Source organism: bacterium (assembly GCA_016786595.1).
Lineage (GTDB): Bacteria > Bdellovibrionota_C > UBA2361 > SZUA-149 > JAEUWB01 > JAEUWB01.
Genome location: JAEUWB010000018.1, coordinates 33,254 through 54,155, shown reverse-complemented (window position 1 = coordinate 54,155; position 20,902 = coordinate 33,254). Strand labels below are relative to the sequence as shown.

The window sequence follows — 20,902 nt, the reverse complement described above, 5'->3', positions numbered from 1 at the left end:
ATACCAAGCAAGATCATGTATGCTCTATATAGTTAAATAGTTACATAATCGACTAACATATCTTTTGGATACTTATGTTCTGTGAAAAAGGAAAAGAGCGCTGTCTGTCTGAACTGAAAGCCGGTGAATCGTGCGTGGTTTCCTCGGTTCAATGTGAATGTGCAGAACTCAAACGCAAACTCCTTTCACTTGGACTAACCAATGGTCGCGAAGTTTCGGTCCATTCAATTGCTCCACTAGGATGCCCAATCACTGTTTCTGTAGCTAATACGCTCTGGTCACTTCGCAAATCTGAAGCAAGCCATATTCGTGTTAACGATCAAGACTAGCTCAACTAACTGTGCGCACACCTTTTATCGCACTTGTCGGTACACCAAATTCTGGCAAAACGACCTTATTTAATGCGCTGACTGGTTCTAACTATAAAGTCGCAAATTACCCTGGCGTCACCGTAGAGAAAAAAGAAGGAGCTCTGCAGCTCCCTTCAGGAAAAAAAATCATCCTCTCGGACTTACCAGGCATTTACGGCATTGGCGGCAGTTCCTTTGACGAGCAAATCACCTCAAATATCATACTAGGCTTAGATACCCACACTCGAACCCCGGATTTAATTTTAATTATCGCCGATGCAATTAACCTCGAGCGTAACCTCTATTTGATTTCACAATTACTCGACCAAAACACTCCGACCATTCTTTGCTTGAATATGATGGATGAGGTTGAGTCAGCGGGTATTACAATTTATCGCGATTTACTAGAGAAAAAAACAAATCTGCCTGTTGTCTCAATTTCAGCTCGCACCAAATCTGGACTTGATGAGCTGCAGAAAAAAATTGAAGATCTACTCGCTCTCGAGCAAAAAGACGCGCCGCATCTACTCTCTTGGAATAAAGCATCAGAACAGGTTCGTGAAGAGTTAGAACATATCAGAACAGACCTAGAGAGTGTGGCCAATTCCCCCTCTCCTTATGTTTTAGCAGGCGCCTACTTATCTCAGTCGATCGTGCCCGCAAGCGCAAGCGAGCGTGAATTGATTAATCAGGCGCGCGCGCGATTAATTACAAGTGGAATCGATCCGTTTTCTTACGAAGCTTCAGGACGCTATCAATGGGCGCATAGTGTTGCCCGCGACGTGCAGCGCCTACCCGAATTAAAACAATTTTCATGGCGCGCTAAAATTGATAATTTTATTTCCGGCAAGTACACTGGACTTGCTACGTTTGCAATCATGATGTTTTGCATGTTTCAAGCAATATTTTCCTGGTCGAGCGTGCCAACTGAATTGCTCGATAGCTTAATTACAAAAATTAGTGGCGCACTGATACAAATTATCCCTCCTGGACAAATCCAAAGCCTGCTTGTCGATGGCATTCTCGCAGGAGTAGGCAGCGTAGTTGTCTTTGTTCCGCAGATTGCTTTGCTATTTTTATTCTTGGGATTTTTGGAAGATAGTGGCTACCTGGCACGCGCAGCAGTCTTAATGGACCGCATCATGCGACCCTTTGGCCTGCAGGGTCGTGGATTTGTGCCACTGCTAAATTCTTTTGGCTGCGCAATACCAGGAATTCTTTCAACTCGTTCTATTCCCTCATGGGCCGACCGCCTGACAACAATCATGGTTATCCCACTAATGAGTTGCAGTGCGAGACTGCCAGTCTATACTTTGATCATTGCCGCGGTAATCCCCGCAACCACAGTTTTAGGCGTTTTCTCGCTACAAAGTATAACCTTCTTTGGTCTTTATTTTTTAGGCATTATTGGCGCCTTATTTGTAGCATTAATTATGCGCCGTGGTTTTTTACACCATAACCCAACGGTGTTTGTCTTAGAACTTCCCCCACTGCGTGCGCCGTCCCTTAGAACAACGCTACGACAAGTCTGGGATCAAGTTTTAGGTTTTCTCAAGAACGCCGGGACGATTATTTTTCTTTGTTCAATTATTCTTTGGTTTCTTACCACCTATCCGCATTATGACGAACCCCAAGCCGATATTCGTGCGCGAAGTAGTTTTGCCGGGCAGCTTGGGCATATCCTCGAGCCAGCGCTTAAGCCGCTGGGTTTTAATTGGGAGATTGGCGTTGGCCTGATTGCTGCTTTTGCTGCGCGTGAAGTTTTTGTGAGTAGCCTAGCCACGATGTATAACGTCTCCACAGAGGGCGAAAATTCGCACTCACTCTTGCAATTACTCAAAGAGCGGCACCTACAAGGAGATTTTTCAATTGCAACAGCTTTGTCACTACTGGTCTTTTTTGTCTTTGCTTGTCAGTGTATGTCGACTTTGTCGGTCTGTTACCGAGAAACTCGGTCATATAAATGGCCGATCATTATGTTTGGATATTTAACACTACTTGCTTATCTTGCCTCGATGTTAACCTATAACGTAGCATACAGCCTGGGGCTTTGAAATTTATGCATGATGAACTCGAATCACTGGTAATTATTGTTGTAGTGATACTTGCTGCATTTGGGCTTTTTCAACGTCTGCGTCGCAGCAAAGGGGAAAAATCTTGTGGGGGTTGTTGTGCGGAGAAAAACAAAAAAAGTGAAACGCCCCAGAGTTTCCCTAAATAATTTCTTTTTTTAGTTTTGTGACTTTTCTCACATACTCGGATGTTTCTTTATTTTTCGGAATGCCCTTGGCACGCCGCACGCAAGCAGGGCCGCAATTATAGGCAGCTAGCGCTAATTTCTCATCTCCGAATTGGTCAAGCATCTTACGTAAATAGCTTGCGCCTGCAAAAACGTTGTCATACGTGCGCTCAAGCTCGTCGGTCCCAACTTCTGCCCCGGTTGCAGGCATGACTTGCATTGCTCCGCGAGCTCCTTTTGGGGAAACTGCGTCAGTTTTACAAGCTGACTCGGTTGCGACAACGGCAAGTAATAAGGTCTGATCTAGATCATATTTGGCTGCCGCTGCTCTGACTGCCACGCGCAACTCGGGATGCATTTGCCGATTGGATCCTGGGCACACTGCCATGCTTGTTTGTCGTGCTTCGAGAACTAAAGCCAAATTTTTACCAAACGGAGAAATTAATCGATTCTTGTTAGTGATAAAAACATGATAGGCGCAGTATGTAACTGTCGCAGCAACGGCTACATTCCAGAGGTATTTAAGAATCCTTAAATTCATGCCGATTTAATTTTTTTTAGCGTCCCAGTCACAACTCACTCCCAAACGGACGATAATTCTATTGTTACCATTTGACAATTTTGACGAGTCTACAAGGTTTAAAGCGAATGTTTTATCGACATCTGAGTTGGAAGTCGATTCCAACTCCTGAGCATGAACTAGAAATTCGCAGCATCCTGAGTCAAGTTAACAACTTAGCCGACTTTGTGCTGCTTTTTTCTAAACCTGGCCGTAGTCTATTTTTCTACGGACGGGAGGCGTGTATCCAAAAAAATATTTGCTGTGAAATTGTCGACAATGATCAAGTAATTCTAACGATTGAGCTTTCTGACCGTGGGCAGGAGGTAATATTTTCATCTAATAACGAGCGTTTGCCTGATTCAGTTCGCGGATATTTCAAGGAGAATTACTCGTCAGCTCGCGCTGCACTTGTCGAAGAGTGGTTTCGTAAGCGTGATGAACGGCTTGGTTTATATTGGAGTGAGGCTTATGGGGGGATGACATTGCGCCTGGAGGGTTTAGAGATTTTAATGGCGCAGTATTTGGAACTACAAGGCAGTGTGCTGACTATCAGCTATTTGCAAGTGCGAGATTTATTTGTCCAGGCCATTTCGATTTATTTTCAGGATAGAGCATCAAGGCGCGGATTGATTGAGAGATTATATATTGAGTTATCAACTTTCACTAAAAAGCGCTGGGATAATCTATCGTAACTATGGATAAAAAATTAAATTTCCAGTTTATAGAAATATCAGCTATACTCATACATATGAGTATGATTAAAAGATTGCAAATCCCGATTGCACCAGGAGATGAGCATCTCCTCAAATCTGCGGCGAAACGTGAAGGAATTTCACTAGCTGAGTGGGCACGCAGACATTTAAGAGACAAAGCGCTAAGTTCTATCGGAGAGTGCACGACCGACAATAAAAAAACTGCACTAATGAAGTTATTTTCCCAAAATGCTCCAGTGTCTGACGTAGATACAATGATCAAGGAATCATTTAAACGGCGCTATAAATGATTTTTATTGATGCAAATATCTTCATGTATGCTGCCGGGAAACCAAGCCCCGAGCAGAAACCCTGCCAAAAATTCCTGGAGGGGCTCCTACGACCAACGAGTCGAGAAAAATATTGCATAAATAGTGAAGTTTTACAGGAGATTTTGCATCGTTATATTGCAATCAACAAGCGTGAAGTTGCATTTAACTGCTTTGATAGTATTCAAATCTTAGATCTGGCGATTCTCCCAATTGGAAATGAAGAACTATTACGTGCTAGAAGGCTTCTTGAAGATTATCCAAAACTAACCACTCGAGATGCTATTCATATCGCTTGCATGGAAGTCAATCAAATCACCCAAGTTGCAACTTACGATCTAGATTTCGAAATTGTGCCTTGGGTGAAACGAGTGAAATTTATCTCATAGGCAGTGAAAAGATCACAGGTGGCTTGACATACGTGGCATCGGGCTCAGCAACCAGCATATTTGATTTAGAATTATAAGCCGCAGACTTTGGAGTCTTAAACAATTCTAGTGCCTGACTTATGCCATAATCGATCACTATTGACTTAACGCCAGATAAAGCTTTCCTAGTTAACGAGTAGTCAGTTGGCTTATACGGCGTAACAAGATCTTTCGTCGAACTACCTACGTCGACTAAATCGCTTGAGGTTGGATCTTCTTTATTTATTGTTGACAGTAAATTAATAGCCGTAAAGGACTTATCAATCATACTTACGGCTTTGACTTCGGGAAAAAACCAGAATGCGGCATTTAAAACAATTTTCCGATCTTCAAACATTTGCTGCATTTCCAGTTCCGTTTTCGCAATCATTAGAGGATCAGAACCGTTGCGAAAGTTTCTGATCATACTTACATTTGTCGCATCCCGTTCCGCAACAAGCGTGCCTTGGATCGGTTTAAAGGTTTGCAGTGGTTGCATGTCTTGATTCAATCTCATCGCCGCATTCGCAGAATTCACTACCGATATAAATCCCATTCCGTCGACTCCTCTGAATGTATTAACCGCTGAAATATTGGCAGAGATATCTACGACCGCACTAGTTCCACTAAAGGCAATCGGGTCAGGCGGTATTTGCGCATGACCACTTGGATCTGTAAACATTGTTGGACTATTGTTGACATAACTATAGCGATTAAAGCTCTGCGAATTAGTTACATCCGGCACGAGCGTGTCTGCCGAAGCAAACCGCGCAGTAATTGGGTCATAAACCCGGGCATTCATGTCAATCAATTTGAGATTTTGATAATACTCATGTCCGGTAAATCCACGCTGATTTGAGGAAATGCCACTACTTACTGCCTGCCCAAACGGATCAAACTTGTGTCCACTTACAAGATTGCCCGAACTATTTGTCACTGCGGTTATTGAGCCCAAGCGGTCCGTATTATGATAAAGTAGCGTGACTTGTGGTGTTATCCCAACAAACGTGTCAAATCTTGTAGCGACAATCGCATCGCCTACGTAAACAAAGCGCTTCTGAAAACTGCCCAAACTATTCACGGTTGACTCATAAATCTTCCCGACATAATGGGTTCGGAAAGTGTTTAATCCGTCTTGCACAGCAATTTTCTTCAAGTCCGGATTATAAGATATTAATATGTCGTTAACACCATCACTAATTCTTGAGGGCATTCCCTGTGGATCCCAAGCATAATTTTTACCATTTCCAGATAAGGTGTTGCCGGCCAAATCATATTGGAAGTTAATTTGCGGGCCAGAGTATGGCGTAATTGATTTTACTGCGTGTGGCTTAGCGCCAGGAGCGTATAAATAATTTCCTAGGTCTGACTTTGAGAGGATATTGCCAATTTTATCATAGCTATATGTTTTTGGAGCGCTGCAGACATATAAGAAGTTACACGACGTTGAATGCGTAATGCGGTCGATCGCATCATACTGATGCGACAGGATATAGCCATTTTTAATATCGTACTCGGCGCTAAGACGGCTTAGATTGTCATAATAGTAAACAAGTTGCTGATAAAAGTTTGTGCTGCCAACTTTATTCGTATTAATACCTGCAACTTGACCTGACGACCGGTGGTATGTTCGCTTTTCTTCTACGTTATTCCCTAGAATGAAATGACCGGACTGCAAGCGCTCATTGGCTTTGACTAATTGCCAGTAATTGCCGTTATTCGCTGGGTTATAAACACGTGCAAGATATCCAAAAGTATTATATCCATAGGCAACCTTCATTAACGGTGCACCTGGGTATGTGATCTCGGACATACGTCCTGATGAATCATAAGCAAAACTTGTAGTGTAATTACTACCTTGAATAGTTTCTAAGACAGCAGAAGGTCGGGTAAGCGTGTCATATGAATACTGTGCTATGTATCCATTGCTACCTTGTAATCTAGAAAGAGTTCCCTTCTTTGCCAAATCATATGTCCACTGGCTGACTCCTGATGCGTCTGAACGAATCTTTAACCGGCCTAGTAGGTCATACTGATACATCGTAATTAAGCCTCGGGCGTCTTTGCTCGACATGACTTGGCCGAGCGCATCATAGTTATAAGAATTTAATCCTCGGTCAGGGTCATTTAACGAAAGTTGATATCCTAAGTTATCATTAGTTGCAGTAGTGATATTTCCATTGGCGTCTACTGTTTTGAATAAATTTCCATAAGTATCATAAGAATAACTCTGCATTTGTAGCATTGTTCCATTGGAACTGCTGACGTCATGTGTTTGAATTAACTGGCCTAAATCGTTATAGCTGGAGATACTTTCCCGATTTCCTGTTCTCAATTCCCGGACAGTCCGCCCATAAGTTGTCGCGCCCACAACCGGATTAGCAATAACCACCGCTGGAGCTTGATAAGTAAATTGCGAGATCGCTCCAGTTGGATAGGTAATTTTTGCTGGGCGGTCGATTGGATCATACTGATAAATCTTTGCGGGAACGTTAGTGTTTTGTCCTTGAAAATACGGCACAGTTGTCGATATTAGTCTCATCAATCCATCAAATTTATTATCAACAAAGATTGGAGTTCCATCAAAGCCGATTTTCACACTTCTAAGACTTCGTCCCAGATTGTCAAAGTGCATTCGTCTTTCTGGTTTCCCGGTTTCTCTGATAACGATCGAATGACTATATAATGGAGGGATTTCAGCCAATGTCGGCGTATAACAATAGTCAATAGACGTAATGGTTCCGTCTGGTCTTAGCGTCCCAATGTATCGACTAAACGTATCGTAATAATTATCCGTCATCTGATTATTTACATCGATAGTGCTGTCGAGCACTCCGAATTTACTATTGAAATAGTAGCGCTCGATATGACCTAGAGCGTTCATACTCTGAGTAGGGAATTGCCCAAAAGCGTCATAAATCGTATCCATCTGACGTGTTGAGATGTTCGTGCCAGAGATTTTTTCAGTCAGAATATTTCCTCGAGAATCGTAGGTATAATCTATCCTTAAGGTCATGGAATTTAAGTTTTGCATCCAAGTCGTAGTAGAACTTAATAGCCGGCGCCGCTGCGTATCAAAGGTGTTAAAGATTGAATACGATTGCGAACTACCATTTGCGACGGAAGCACTACGAACTTCGCTACTATGCAAGCCAATTGTCCATGACAACTCATCTGCTGGTAAATACGTATACGTATTCGTTTCTCCATACGCAGTTGGCGTAGTTCTTTTGATCGACAAGATATTATTGTAAGCATCATAGGAATTTAAAGTCGTGACGTTACTGATAGTGGCGCTATTAAGCTCGCGCTCGTTACGCACAGTTTTCTCGAGATAGACTCTTTTAACTTGCGGGTTAAGAGTATTCGATTGGGTTTTCCAAGTATGAACGTCCTGTAGCACATTGACTAAATTAGCAGTTCTTAAAGTTTCAGAGGCAGTAGTTCCTGTCAGCGGATAAAGCTGATTATATTTCGCAATTCGGCTAAACTGGCGCTGCGGGTCGCTTGTGGTGATTTCTTCGAATCCAAGTAAGCCATAGCTCAAATGTGCCTTGGAACCACGATATGCATGTGTCTCACTATACATTCCATCATTGCCATTAGAGCGGCCAATTGACTCGACTACATAAAAAGCTCCACGTTGATGTCTAGTTAACACATCGAATGACGTAAGCGGCGTATCACCTGTATAAATTGAATCATCTGAGATCGGCTTGTAGCTAATGTCGATGCGCTTTCCATGGCCGTCAAAAATTGAGGCGATACGGTCAGGGAATAGGAACATATCTGACAACCATACTTCTGCAGAGTTATTAGTATCTTGATGAAAACTAATGATATCCGATCTACCATCACCGTCAGGATCTCCAATTAAGATCTCATCGTGCCCAGCAACCCCATTGGCCCAAACAATTGGCGGTAGAAATCCGTTAGCGCTAGATAGTTGGACCTCCACATCATTGGTAGCATTTTGCACAAACCGAACTAAATCAGATTTGCCGTCACCATTGATATCAGCAATCTGCCCGATGAAATCAGGCCTTGTGAATACGTTCGTGCGATAAAAGAACCCCGTATCCGAAACATCGAACGAAGAATCTCGCACCAGCGTTGTGGCATATGGGGCATTGGCAATACTTCCTGTAGACAAAAATACATCTAATGGGGAATTATGAATATTACCTAAAGTATCCATATCGGGATCGAATATTAATAAATCTGCAAGCCGATCTCCGTTTACATCAGCTAATGTTGTAACGGTTTTTTTATTCAGATCGGAATTATGTAAACCTGGGTAAATCGTCTGGATTTCGCTGAATTGAGCGCCATTAGAGAGGTAGACCTTAATCTCTGGAGTATTAAACGCATTGCCGGGATCGGCAGTAACAACGTCGGATAAACCATCTCCATTGATATCCCCGAGATGTATCTGATCTACTCTGGGGAAATTGTACGCTGATGAAAAATCGATTACAGTCGTGTTAAAACCGACATCTTTAGATAACCACACTTTTGGCTTAGTTTTATTTGGATTGTAGTTACCAAACTCTTTTTTCTTCTCGAATTCAATAACGTCTGAACGAGCATCCCCGTTTACGTCAGCAATAATTACATCTTCGGCACTACCCGCAGCGATAGAAGAAAATACTGTATTAAATCCGCTTCCGGTTGAATATAAGATCTGAGTCGAATTGCTGCTGTATAGAAAATTAATGATATCCGTTTTGCCATCACCATCAAAATCACCCAGTCGGAAATCTTCAATTGAGTCAACAATTCCCCACATCCCTTGAGAAACGAACTGGGTGCCATCTGAAAGCCATACATAGACTTCACTTCCACCACCTGTCGGATGAATTTGAAATGCGTCAGTTTTGCCGTCACCATTAAAGTCAGCGAGAAAGTCTTGCAGCACTTTAGATCGATTATACGCAAAGTTGACAGAAACCGGACCAATACCAACGCTGGCAGAAATAGAAAAGCCGTTGGATCGGAAGCCGGGTAGAGCAATCGGGATCGGAGTCGCACCTTGAATCAATGCTATTGTGCCTAAAGCTGATCCTATATCCGGAGACCAGTCTCCCACTAAAGTATCTTTTGTAACTGTTGTCTTACCTCCAAATCCAGTCCCCCAGACTCCGGCGTTTCGTGCATCGTATGATTGTGACCCCGTAGCTGGATCGGTCCAGATAAACCGAGTTGGACTTAAACACACTCCAGACTGGTCGCAGCGTTTAATCGCGTCGAGTCTGGGGCGTTCCGTTTGTATTCCCGGACTAGACTGATAAGATAAATTATACGACCCTACCGCTGAACCGTGTGCAAAAATCGACACCTTAGAAAGTAGCTGCTTAACTCTTATGTACGAACCTCCAACCCAAAGACTTTCGGACTGACCTAATGCATGTTGGAATCTTATGAGATTGTAGGGCTGTCGCTCTTCGATGCAGTTTATGGGTAATCCTGAAGAATTTCTTTGCACTGCGCAGATACCAGAATATTCGATCGAGGCTGGAAAATAATCTCCATCAGAAACGCCATACGTAAATTTCATGAAGTTTCCAGACCTGTCATATACTCGACTAAGTGCCCAGACGCGCACTTCGGCCGGGCTCAGTCCATTCGTGAGAATCCTTCCATTTGACGCGATCGCATTTCCACCGTATTCGTATACTAAACCATCTTTGGTATAGACCATGAAATGCTCTGGACCAGTATTACCTTGACCTAAATCGTAGGCCACGATTAACGATTGTGAATCAACAGATGTTCGGTAAGTTGACCCTTGAAGCCCATAAATGCCAGTCATCAATTGTAGTTTTTGTCCGTCGAGACAAAAACGATCTTGAACATCAAAATGAACTGAACCAATGTATCCATCTTGATGGCGGTTCGCATTGCAGCGTGTAATTGCTGACAGTCCCGATAATTGCCAACCCATACCAAGATGGCTTGCACCGCCCATACTTGAATAATGAAAGGACAATTGCGGCTGCATACCATTTGTTGCTGGCGGGACAACGATCGGAATGTCGTAGTGGGCTTGACCGAGGTGATCAACTTCAAATTCACCGGGCAATGTGCCCTTCAAGCAACTCTGCTGTGCTTGAATTTCTTCAATGCAGAATACCAAACAAAATAACAGTGCAAGGATCGGAGCAAGTAAGCAGATTTTTTTCATGCAACACCTAATAGATAAAACCTATAAAAATATATCCATCACTCTATGTCAGATGCCTAATAATTGAATAATTCATCAGCATTGTCCCTGCGCCTAGAAAAAATAATCAAAAATTTGCCCTCCGTGCGTTAAATGATTATTAGTATTTCAATTATTCAGTATCACGAGTATTCTATTGGGGAATTTTAGTATTAATTATGTTTAAGCGAATTGGATTTTTCTTAGTAACAAACTTGGCGATCATCTTGACTATCCAACTTATTCTTGAATTAGTTGGCGCTAAGCCATGGATGACACGTAGTGGTATTGACTACCAGTCACTAGCAGTTTTTTGCTTAATCTACGGCATGGTTGGATCATTTATCTCGCTCCAACTCTCCAAGTTCAGTGCCAAGATGATGTATGGGGTAAAGATTATTAACCCCGATCAGCCTGGGCAATATTCCGAACTCGTGCAGATGATCCGCCGCTTAACGCAGTCTGCAGGACTGCCAAAGCTTCCCGAAATCGGCGTATATAACAGCCCCGAAGTCAACGCCTTCGCGACAGGGCCTTCTCAGTCACGGGCACTCGTGGCCGTGTCCCAGGGATTACTCAATACGATGGATCGCAACCAAATCGAAGCAGTCATGGCACATGAAATCGCACACATTAAAAATGGCGACATGGTAACCATGGCCCTCATTCAAGGCGTGATTAACGCTTTTGTGATGTTCTTTGCGCGCATTCTTGCATTCGTGGTCAGTCAAGCGATTCAAAATCGAAATTCCGATGATGGCGAAGCTAGCCATTCTCCCTGGTTACAATTTATCCTTGTCGAAGTTTTCTCACTGCTCTTCGGGTTTTTAGGAATGATGGTTGTCTGCTACTTCTCACGTCAGCGCGAATTTCGTGCAGACCGCGGCGCAGGTCAATACGCTGGACGTGAGAAAATGATCTCCGCCCTTGAAGCTCTCGGTTCGCTTTCCGGCCGTAGAGCACTACCAGCGACCCAAGCTGATGCTCTGGCCGTCTACAAAATCTCTGGGGGACGTAGCCGAGGAATTGGCGCGTTATTTATGACACACCCACCAATCGAAGAACGGATTAAAGCATTACAGAGCTTTGCTACTTAAGCCTAGCTAAGTCTAATAATTTTTGGCGCCTCCAGATTTTCTCGACGGTGAAAGTCTGGGGGGTCACAGCGAAAGCTTGCTGCTGAAAAGTATTTCCCGTCGCTCATGCACGTCACATTGATTAAGAGTCGATCTAAGTCTGAAAAATTTGTTTTTAAAACACGAAGCGGAATTGCCATTAAAATAACCTGTGTCCAGATTTCTACTGTTACTACACCAGGGTTAGTAAGGCTTCGATCGTTATCGGCACGTTGGCGATAATCACTAAATGCTTGTGCCCACCAGGCTCCATCAGGGGCAAGATGAATTTCTTCGTAGGCTGGGCTACCCTGATTAGCAATAAATAGCTCAAGCACATTACCCTTCCAGAGATCCTCGCAATACTTACTTTCCCTAGCAGAAGCTGTTGTATAAGTTTTGTCGTTGAGCGCTATACATAGTGACGGGGTTTCAGCTTTAAGATCCAAAGCGATATTATAAGTATACGGGCAATTACTCTTGAGATCGTTCCAATCACGTTCAAATCCATAAAAAGGCAGATCGAAAGTCGCCAGTTTATCTCCGCCCGATTGATCAACAAAAATTGGAATCATCTCTCTAAAATCATAGCCCCGGCCATCGCTCCGGCCGCACAAATGCTAATCAAGCCCCGTTTGAGATTTTTACGCTTGAGTTCGTGCGCAAGTGCAACCGCAATACGGCCCCCCGTTGCAGCAAATGGATGGCCGAGGGCAATTGACCCGCCGAGGGTGTTAACCTTTTGCCAATCAATCTTGCCACAAGCTGGCTCTTTCCAGCCGTTCTCCCAGGCCCAAACGTTGGCTGCAACTTGCGCACCAAAAGCTTCATGAATTTCAATCAAGTCAAAATCCTCAAGCTTAAGATTATGTCGGCTAAGTAATCGCGGCACGGCAACTGCTGGAGCCATCAATAAACCGTCGCTAGCATCGATTGCGCTGAATTCATAGTCACTAATCCAGGCTAGGACGTCTTGATTAAGCTTCGAGGCAGCTTCAGCGCTAGCAAGCGCAACGCAGGAAGCCCCATCCGTGAGCGCACTGGAATTACCAGCTGTCAGTGTTCCCGAACCCTTGCGGTCAAAAACTGGCTGAAGTTTTGCAAGTTTTTCGAGCGAAGTATCTTTACGCACAATCGTGTCACTGGTGACGCCCTGAACGGTCATGGTCAGATGCTGATGAATACCTTCTGCCCAGGCACGTGCGGCATTTTGATGACTTCGCAAGGCAATTTCATCTTGAATTTGTCTAGCAATAGCAAGTTTCTGAGCTGTAAGCTCCATGTGCTGTCCCATCGTCAATCCGGTTGAGGGTTCAGTAATCCCCGGAGGATGTGGAGCAAAGTGCTTCGGACGAAGTTTTAAAACCTGGCTAAGTTTCTGACCAAGGGTTTTTGTGCGCGCCAGGTTTAGAAAAATTGAACTCGCTTGTGGAGAAAATAAAACTGCTGGATTGGACATTGATTCGGTTCCGCCAGCTAAAATTAAATTCGCTCGCCCCGAACCCAAACGATCAAAGCCTGCAGCAATTGCCACTAATCCCGAAATGCAATTATTTGAAACTGCGTAGGCATAAACGGTCTTGGGTAGTCCTGCAGCAAAGAGGATTTCACGTGACCAATTGGGAATTCGTGGATCGAGTAAAACAGTGCCCATAATGAGCTCGTCGATCTTTGCTGGATCGAGATTCAACCGCTCGATTGTGCCTTTCACCACTGCAGCCCCAAGGTCTTTTAATGTTAAATTACGAAATTCTGCGCCAGCTCTGACAAAAGGTGTGCGAATACCGCCGATAATTGCAATTTTTTTATTCATAGGATTCCATTTTCATACACTGTAACTCTAAGAGTTGCATTGTAAAAAGTAGCTTATAGCGTTTCCCATAAATATTTTGATGATGTAGCAAACACAGCTGAGTCATAAAAACATTCCCTCTGCATGCACAAGCTTTGCATGGGCTTGTTTTTAAAGGGGGAAACGCTATTTATTGGCTGGTTGTGTCTCCGACATAACTTATATACCAGTTTGCAAAAACCCTGTGTTTGATCCAAAATCTTTTTGCAAACTGGTATAATTAAACAGATGAAAAAGCGACCGATCCCTCAACGTAAGCGTATTGTGAAAATTGACCTGCATGGAATGACCGTGCGAGACGCAGTTGACTCCTTCGAAGAAACCCTTAATCGGGCAATACTCGATGAAGATGTAGCACAAATTGAAGTGATTCACGGGATTGGAACAGGTAAGGTCCGTGAGGGAATCCATCAATATTTGAGAAAATCTAGGGTCATTAGCAGTTTTCGCCTACTTGATCACAACGCCGGGACAACGCTTGTCTATCTCTAGCAAAGTAACCCCGTACCTTGACTGCGTCCTCCCCACAAAGTAACCCCGTACCTTCATCCCAAAGTAACCCCGTACCTCTTCATCCCAGCTTTCAGAGGCAAACAGAAAAGCGCTTAGCGGCTATTCATGGAATTCCATAACTCACCGAATTTATTCATATAATAAACTTCTGTTTGACTTTATATGCTCATCGATAGGATTATATAGCTTTGGCGTTGCCACCTTCTAAATGCACGATCTGCTTTCAATCTCCGTTGTCATACTGTCGCTTTTCATTCTGCGCCTATTCGTGCGCATGGTTGAAGTCGCGCTTGAGCAAAATATTTCAGATGATCCAAAGGACCGAATTGAGCAGGAAAATCAAATCTCGAGCCTGCAATTTATCCGCATAATTCTAACATTAATTCTAGGTATGTATTGCGGCTTAAAAATCATGCCGCTGCTTAAGATTTATTTCCCCGGCGTCATTTACTCTTTTTTTGCTGCACTCTTCTTAAGCATCCTGATTGCAATCCCCTACGCGATCATTGGAGAGCTCGTCCCACGTGGGCTTGCCCTCAATAGCCCTGAAGCATTAGGGCGCACTTTCTCTAAAGTAGTTAAGCTTGCCAGTAATTTGGCCCGCCCCCTACTCGGGTTTCTAAATTGGTGCGCAGCACAAATCCTTAAAATCTTCGGCGTCAAACCCCCAGTTGAAATGGCTATCGCAGAAGCAAGTGAAGAAGCACAGTCTGACGAAGAATCACTCCTCGAAGAACACCAAGAAATGCTTGCATCCAGAATCGAGCAACTCTCTGAAAGACGAGTTGACTCAATCATGACGCCACGCACAGACATTTTGTGGATTGAATATGATGATAACTTTGAAGAAGTTTTGCAGAAAGTATCAGATACACGACACACGTACTTTCCAGTTTTTGAAGGATCAATTGACAACCTCAAGGGAGTCATTTGCGCTAAGGATTTATGGAAACCAGTTGTCGAAGGTCACGACATTGATTGGCGCAGTTTAATCAAGCCTGCACTTTTAATCCCAGGATCAACAACAATTTTGCACTTACTAAAACAATTCCGCACTTCAAATCAGCATTTCGGAATTGTCATTGACGAATACGGTGGATTGGACGGCTTAGTATCATTACATGACGCCGTAACGGCAATCCTGGGCCTTGAACTCGTAGCTGATAGTGCCACCGAAGAGGGCATTGTTGAACGCGCTGACGGGACTTTTCTGGTTCCTGGGTCAACCTCACTGGAAGACTTTTTTCACTATTTCGAAGTGGACCTTCGCGGCGATGAATCCAATGTAGGATATCAGACCGTAGGTGGCTATGTGATGTCAGAGCTTGGTCACGTCCCGCGCGTCACCGAAGTCGTTGAAGCCAAGGATTTAGTGCTAGAAGTCATCGATATGGATGGCTTTCGCGTCGATAAGGTTCTAGTCAAGAAAAAAGAAGAGCTGCCTAAAGCCGCTCAAGGCTAGATCACTCGCGAGCTTTCGATTCACCACCCGTATTTAAAACATTAGAAATATCCTGCTCGAGCCGTTTCAAATGAAATGGTTTAGGAATAAAGCATGATATTTCCGACATTGGGACTTGGGCTTCGATGGTATCTTGTTCGTGTCCGCTGGAAAGAATCAGCCTTAAATCTTTGCGGCGTTCTCGAACATAACGGATAATATTTGCGGCGTGCATTCCCGGTATTTCAAAATCAAGAATAATGCACACGAGCTCATGCCTTGCCGCATCGAGTATTGATAGTGCAGAATCAGCATCATAAGCCGTTAATGGCTGGTAGCCGAGGGTGCGGACAACATCGGCCATTAATTCATTTACTAGAATATCGTCTTCAACAACGAGAATAGATTGCGCCACTTCGCGGAAGGCGTAGTTTGGATTTGTATTCGTCTGAGAAAGTTTAGCCATCATCGGAACTCCTCTTGCGAACTAAACCTCGTTGGAAACAAGCATAGCCTCCAACGGACGCTGGAGTTATACATGTACAAAAAATACAAATCCAGTATTTTCACTGAAATTTCTTGCATACAAGAAATACATTGTCCGTGTATGCAAGAAAGATATGACAAGATTGTAGAAATTTAATCCAATAAACGCATTCTCAGATAACTACTTGAAATAATTGGCCCCAAACCTCTCCGTTTAGGGCCAATCATTAATCCTCGAGATCTAGAGCATCTTCCTAGGTTCTACATCTAACAATTCTTTGATAGCTAGACTGCAACGCATAACACGCTAGGTTACCGTTACTATTAAGTCAGTTTCGCGGCTCAGCTCCCGGACGATCCCCCGAAGCGCCCTGCGCAGTAAAGCGCTTTTTAAATTCTTCTCGACGATGCTTAAAGTTCTCTTTGCGATTTTGTCCTAGTCGCTCCATTCCTTCATGGAAATTCTTAAGTTGCTCGTCAGTTAAAATACCGCGGGTTGCAAGCATCATTTTCAAGCGAGCTGTATTAACTTCTGCGAGCAGTTGGTTGACTTTATCGCCCTGTGAGATCACAGTTGCTTCAGCCACATTTCTATCGGTCAGCATTTCTCTCAAGGCTTTACGTTGTTCCTGAAGTAACTTTGATTTCTCTTCAATTCCAGCACTCTTACGCAATTCTTGTATTTTTTTGCGCTGCTCTTCAGTTAGATTCCCCATTTTCCCCTGAAATCCACCCTGCTTCGGTCCAAATCTACCAACATTTCCCGCTTGTTTGTGCTCCGGGACGGTCGTTTGTTGAGGCGATACCTGCGCAAACAAATTCGTCGGCTGTGTAGTTGCACAAAATACAACTAATGGCATTAGCTTTAACACATTCTTCGTCATCCAGTTTGTTTTCATATTACATCCTCCAATAATAAAAGACTTTCATCAAAGGCTTCGTTGTCATCAAAAAGCCCTGTAACATCATCTGAGAGATAAGAAACCAGGTCCTCCGCAGGAGTGTTCTGATTCTGTGAGATCTGAGAATTTGGATTAATCAATAGTGCCAAGCCCAGCACCAGGACCGTTAAGGCAAAAGCGGGTTGAAGCAATTTGCGAGTAGTGAAATAGCCCTGTTTCCGCTCCTGACTAACACCTAGACGCGAGTTTTGTATTAAAGCGTGCTTGAGATGAACAGGCAGTTTGATCGATTTAAGTTCATTGCAGGCACTCTCGAAACGCTGATTCATAATTAAACCGCCTCTAACTTAGCACGTAAGCTCTCCAGCGCCCGTGCCAATTGAGATTTAACTGTTCCTGGGCTAATCCCCAGAACATGGGAAGTTTCCTCAACTGATAAATCTTGGAAATATCTAAGTGTAACGACCTCGCGCTGACCCTGCGATAAAAGCTGCATGCAGGCAAGCACACTAAGGGCGTCTTCACTAAGCTGAGGCTGGACTCTATCCTCAGCGCTCTGTTTAGACAAAAAAACGTGCGTTCGTTTCCACCAGCGCATGCGATCAATGCAAGTATTGCGCGCGATTGATAAAAGCCAACTTTTCGCTTTACTTGAATCGTCAAGTGTCTGGTGCTTACGCAGCACTTTTTCAAAAACTTCTTGAGTTGCATCTTCAGCATCTTGGAAATTACCCAACATATGAAGACAGAAACGGAAGATGTCGTCGCCAAACTCCTCAACCAGTCTTTCTATCGACACCCTATGATCTCCTTTCAGCTTGGCGATGGCGCAGCAGGTCATGAACTTCCGTCTACTGTCTAGTTTATCGTGTTTCTATACAGTAGACGTCAGAGCTAGGTATACGGTTGTCATAATATTTATTGCAATAGTTTTACATAGTTATACTGCCTGGTCGAGAGAGAGCCTGTCCCTTGCTAGCCTTTCCTCTGGAGCAGCGGTATTTCCTGTAAACTCTTCATAAGTTCGTTTGAGACGTTTTCGAAGCATCATCCGTGCCCTGTGCAGTCTCGATTTTACAGCTGGCACAGTAATATCCAGCATAGCCGCGACTTCTTGATTGGAAAGCCCATCAACGTCTCTCAAGACAAAAACTGCTCTGTATTCTTCAGGAATACGCTTAATAGCAGCTTCAAGGATTTCGCCTAATTCTGCGCCAGCAACCAATTCCGAAGCATCATCACCATAATCACGTTCTTCAAACATATACTTGCTTTCGATTTGGTCGATTGCTTCTTCAATGCCTAAGAATTCATGGTTTTTGCGTTTACGTAGTTTCATGAAGGCTGAGTTAACAGTAATGCGATAGAGCCAGCTTGAAAATTTAGATTTACCTTCAAAGCCTTCGAGTTTACGGTAAACTGTTAAAAATACGTCTTGCAGCACTTCTTCTGCGTCTTCCTGATTACGAGTAAGCCGCATTGAAAGGTGATAGGCTTTAGTTTCGTAGCGCTTAATTAAGTGCTCAAAACTTTGCTGACAGCCAGAGCGAAACATTTCAACTAGTTCTTCGTCTGTTGCTGTATTAAAGTTAACAGGTTCAAATTCAACTTCAATCTTTGTTGCTAAGTTCCCGGCAACATTATTTGCTTTTGCTAATGTTTTCATTTTCACACACTCCCTAAAAAATCTTTCCTTGGTTTGTTTATGCAGTGGAATATCTCCGTGCATGAAAGAATTTTTAGCAGTGCAAAGTCAGCAGAGAATCACAGTTGAGTAAAAGCTATGAAATTGTGTTGTAAAAGAATTGTCACAAGCAATCGCCTTGCCTGTCCGCGTGGTTAATTATTACTTGGTGTTTTGCCTGAAAAATAAGGGGATTCTTACTTTGCTTTAAATGCAAAGAACTTCTCGCGGTTTAAATTAAAAAACTCACTAATCATGCCCGCTGCATTGCGGTAATTATCCTTCCACTCCTGGTGCGCGTTCTCAAAGCAATAGTTTGTGACTACGCCAAGGCTACCCCAAGGCACCTGCAGTTCCTTACAGGCCATTGCAACGCCAAAAAGTTCTAGATTCTCACAAGTTGTGTCTGATTGCTTGGCAAGGGCTGCGGCCAGTCCGGGGGTTTGCGTAATGCGCATTGTCGAGCGGACAGCTAGTGAGTGAATCTGGGATTCGGGGAAGATGTTTGAGATCTTGATATCTGCGGCGAAGTCAGACTTCATCGTCGGGACCAAATACGAACTGTTGTCCTCTACTGTAGCCAGCCTTACTGTGCTTGCACTAACTAATGAATTAATTGGTAGATCTCTAGTGCTTGAACCGAGGCTCCCGACAAAGATCACTGCGCGATTAGATTCGCTCGATATGGTCAGGTATTGCGCGGTTTTTGCTGCGGCTTCAATCGATCCAACACCACAAACCAAAAACTCAAAACGCCGGTCACTCGACATCGTCGCCCGTAATGCCTCGATTTCAGGCTCGAAAGCTGCTGCGATGATGAGCTTACTAAACATCTAGATATGAATACTCCGTTCAGCTATAGCTATATTAAATGCCAGCGAATCACAAAAACAAACTGAATTTTACCATACTTCTTGTCGCTTTACTCTGCGTCGTCATGTATTTAGGGAGGCGCTTTGACGTAATTAGCAATCCTCAGTTCTACGCCGAAGATGGCACTGTCTGCTTTGCGCAAGCTCATAATGAAGGCGCATTAATGACACTGCTCAAGCCCTACAACGGAACGACTGCGATGCTCTGTCGCCTGGGTGGATCTTACTCGACATTTTTCCCCTTGAAGTTGGCACCGCTAGCAAATAATGTCTTGGCAATATTACTTCAATTGCTCCCGGTATTCTTTTTTCTATCGAATCGATTCGAACATATAATTAAAGCACAAAAAAACCGAGCCCTGATTGCTATCGCTTATTGTTTAGCCCCGAATACTGTTGAGATCTATGCTAATCTTGCCAACACCCAATGGCACTTACTAATTTTCAGTTTCTTAGTCTTAGTCGCAAAACCTGCCACTAGTAAGGCGATTTATTACTTCGAAACTACAATACTCTTACTAACTGCACTCTGTGGCCCATTTTCCATATTTCTGACGATACTGAGCACTGCCGTATGTTATAAGAATCGCACGCGTTTAAACCTCTATCGTTTAGCATTGCTAAGCTCTTGCGCTTTAATCACCATATACCTGTTGACGAGTGGCTCTTTTGGTGACCGACCGAAAATACTGTTCGAATTTAATCTACTCGGATTTATGCAGGTGATTTCAGGGAAGGTTTTTTTATCTTCGCTGATCGGCTTTCGCGGATTTAGGGCGTTGAGTCAATCCGAGCATTGGAATATTTACTCAGCAATAGTGCCCAATCTGATTGGCTCAATAGTGATATATTTAGCATTAAGGCGCTCAAGCTATGAGCTCAAGCTATTTGCCTTGCTCGCCGCAATGATATTATTTTCAGCATTAATAAGTCCCACCGTTCCCGACATTGCTCCGCATTGGCAGATTCTTGCAAAACCTGGAACCGCCGGCAGATATTGGTTCATTCCAGCAATCTGTTTCTATTGCTGCATCTTTAACTGCATTAAGACCTACAAGCATAAGTTTGTTTTAACTACTTGTTACACCTTAGTCTTAGTGCTGACTTATGGTGTTTACCGAGATTATTTCTATCCGCGGTCGCATGATTCGAAATTCACCAAAAGTGTTATGCGCTATAATGCTGCAGAAGTTGGCGCAGTTGTAGATATTCCCATCACCCCTAAGGGCTGGGCAATGAGTTTAGTTAAAAAATAA

20 protein-coding genes are annotated in these 20,902 nt (G+C 43.6%); 10 read left to right on the top strand and 10 right to left on the bottom strand.

Going from position 1 to position 20,902, the window contains the following annotated elements; all coding sequences use genetic code 11:
• Positions 1-74: 74 nt before the first annotated feature.
• Genes JNK13_03565 through JNK13_03555 form a run of 3 tightly spaced genes read left to right on the top strand, consistent with a single transcriptional unit; the run spans position 75 to position 2,571 of the window.
• Positions 75-329: a ferrous iron transport protein A gene (locus JNK13_03565; GenBank protein MBL7661812.1), complete on the top strand. Its 255-nt coding sequence runs from the start codon at positions 75-77 to the stop codon at positions 327-329.
• Positions 330-340: 11 nt separating this feature from the next.
• Entirely contained in the window at positions 341-2,404 is a 2,064-nt protein-coding gene (feoB, locus tag JNK13_03560) for a ferrous iron transport protein B (protein ID MBL7661811.1), read from the top strand.
• Between the two features lie 5 nt (positions 2,405-2,409).
• Positions 2,410-2,571 (top strand): FeoB-associated Cys-rich membrane protein, encoded by a 162-nt coding sequence (locus JNK13_03555; protein MBL7661810.1) that lies wholly within the window; start codon positions 2,410-2,412, stop codon positions 2,569-2,571.
• Here JNK13_03555 and JNK13_03550 read toward each other — a convergent pair.
• On the bottom strand, positions 2,564-3,130 hold the full coding sequence (locus tag JNK13_03550; protein ID MBL7661809.1) for a lytic transglycosylase domain-containing protein: 567 nt from the start codon (positions 3,128-3,130) through the stop codon (positions 2,564-2,566). The two genes, JNK13_03555 and JNK13_03550, sit on opposite strands and share 8 nt — an antisense overlap.
• Positions 3,131-3,237: 107 nt before the next feature.
• Between JNK13_03550 and JNK13_03545 the strand changes: the two genes are divergently transcribed.
• From JNK13_03545 to JNK13_03535, 3 genes are read left to right on the top strand one after another with little or no spacing between them, the layout of a single operon-like run.
• Positions 3,238-3,843 (top strand): hypothetical protein, encoded by a 606-nt coding sequence (locus JNK13_03545; GenBank protein MBL7661808.1) that lies wholly within the window; start codon positions 3,238-3,240, stop codon positions 3,841-3,843.
• A gap of 56 nt (positions 3,844-3,899) precedes the next feature.
• Entirely contained in the window at positions 3,900-4,154 is a 255-nt protein-coding gene (locus JNK13_03540; protein ID MBL7661807.1) for a hypothetical protein, read from the top strand.
• On the top strand, positions 4,151-4,561 hold the full coding sequence (locus JNK13_03535) for a type II toxin-antitoxin system VapC family toxin (protein MBL7661806.1): 411 nt from the start codon (positions 4,151-4,153) through the stop codon (positions 4,559-4,561). Before JNK13_03540 ends, JNK13_03535 begins: the two co-directional genes overlap by 4 nt.
• On the opposite strand, the gene JNK13_03530 is transcribed toward JNK13_03535, so the two are convergent.
• On the bottom strand, positions 4,551-10,763 hold the full coding sequence (locus JNK13_03530; protein MBL7661805.1) for a VCBS repeat-containing protein: 6,213 nt from the start codon (positions 10,761-10,763) through the stop codon (positions 4,551-4,553). The genes JNK13_03535 and JNK13_03530 overlap by 11 nt on opposite strands.
• 194 nt (positions 10,764-10,957) lie before the next feature.
• Between JNK13_03530 and htpX the strand changes: the two genes are divergently transcribed.
• Complete coding sequence (gene htpX, locus JNK13_03525; protein ID MBL7661804.1) at positions 10,958-11,878, top strand: protease HtpX; 921 nt, start codon at positions 10,958-10,960, stop codon at positions 11,876-11,878.
• A 2-nt stretch (positions 11,879-11,880) separates the two neighbouring features.
• Here htpX and JNK13_03520 read toward each other — a convergent pair whose 3' ends face one another.
• Together JNK13_03520 and JNK13_03515 are read right to left on the bottom strand one after the other, a co-directional pair.
• Entirely contained in the window at positions 11,881-12,471 is a 591-nt protein-coding gene (locus JNK13_03520; protein MBL7661803.1) for a hypothetical protein, read from the bottom strand.
• Positions 12,468-13,709 carry an acetyl-CoA C-acyltransferase gene (locus JNK13_03515; protein ID MBL7661802.1) on the bottom strand — a complete coding sequence of 414 codons (1,242 nt, stop codon included), beginning with the start codon at positions 13,707-13,709 and terminating at the stop codon, positions 12,468-12,470. The genes JNK13_03520 and JNK13_03515 overlap by 4 nt, the downstream gene beginning before the upstream one ends.
• A gap of 267 nt (positions 13,710-13,976) precedes the next feature.
• On the opposite strand from JNK13_03515, the gene JNK13_03510 reads away from it, so the two are divergent.
• Positions 13,977-14,240: a Smr/MutS family protein gene (locus tag JNK13_03510; protein MBL7661801.1), complete on the top strand. Its 264-nt coding sequence runs from the start codon at positions 13,977-13,979 to the stop codon at positions 14,238-14,240.
• A 229-nt stretch (positions 14,241-14,469) separates the two neighbouring features.
• Positions 14,470-15,723, top strand: a complete 1,254-nt coding sequence (locus JNK13_03505; GenBank protein ID MBL7661800.1) for an HlyC/CorC family transporter — start codon at positions 14,470-14,472, stop codon at positions 15,721-15,723.
• A 1-nt stretch (position 15,724) separates the two neighbouring features.
• Here JNK13_03505 and JNK13_03500 read toward each other — a convergent pair whose 3' ends face one another.
• The 6 genes from JNK13_03500 to JNK13_03475 form a co-directional block, all read right to left on the bottom strand.
• On the bottom strand, positions 15,725-16,171 hold the full coding sequence (locus JNK13_03500) for a response regulator (protein ID MBL7661799.1): 447 nt from the start codon (positions 16,169-16,171) through the stop codon (positions 15,725-15,727).
• 346 nt (positions 16,172-16,517) lie between these two features.
• Positions 16,518-17,087: a Spy/CpxP family protein refolding chaperone gene (locus JNK13_03495; GenBank protein MBL7661798.1), complete on the bottom strand. Its 570-nt coding sequence runs from the start codon at positions 17,085-17,087 to the stop codon at positions 16,518-16,520.
• A complete protein-coding gene (locus JNK13_03490) occupies positions 17,084-17,419 on the bottom strand; it encodes a hypothetical protein (protein MBL7661797.1) in 336 nt (111 codons plus the stop codon). The genes JNK13_03495 and JNK13_03490 overlap by 4 nt, the downstream gene beginning before the upstream one ends.
• A gap of 2 nt (positions 17,420-17,421) precedes the next feature.
• Positions 17,422-17,889 (bottom strand): RNA polymerase sigma factor, encoded by a 468-nt coding sequence (locus JNK13_03485; GenBank protein MBL7661796.1) that lies wholly within the window; start codon positions 17,887-17,889, stop codon positions 17,422-17,424.
• Between the two features lie 141 nt (positions 17,890-18,030).
• Positions 18,031-18,756, bottom strand: a complete 726-nt coding sequence (locus JNK13_03480) for a sigma-70 family RNA polymerase sigma factor (protein MBL7661795.1) — start codon at positions 18,754-18,756, stop codon at positions 18,031-18,033.
• 215 nt (positions 18,757-18,971) lie between these two features.
• On the bottom strand, positions 18,972-19,607 hold the full coding sequence (locus JNK13_03475) for a hypothetical protein (protein ID MBL7661794.1): 636 nt from the start codon (positions 19,605-19,607) through the stop codon (positions 18,972-18,974).
• Between the two features lie 38 nt (positions 19,608-19,645).
• Here JNK13_03475 and JNK13_03470 point away from each other — a divergent pair, with 38 nt between their 5' ends.
• On the top strand, positions 19,646-20,902 hold the full coding sequence (locus tag JNK13_03470; GenBank protein MBL7661793.1) for a hypothetical protein: 1,257 nt from the start codon (positions 19,646-19,648) through the stop codon (positions 20,900-20,902).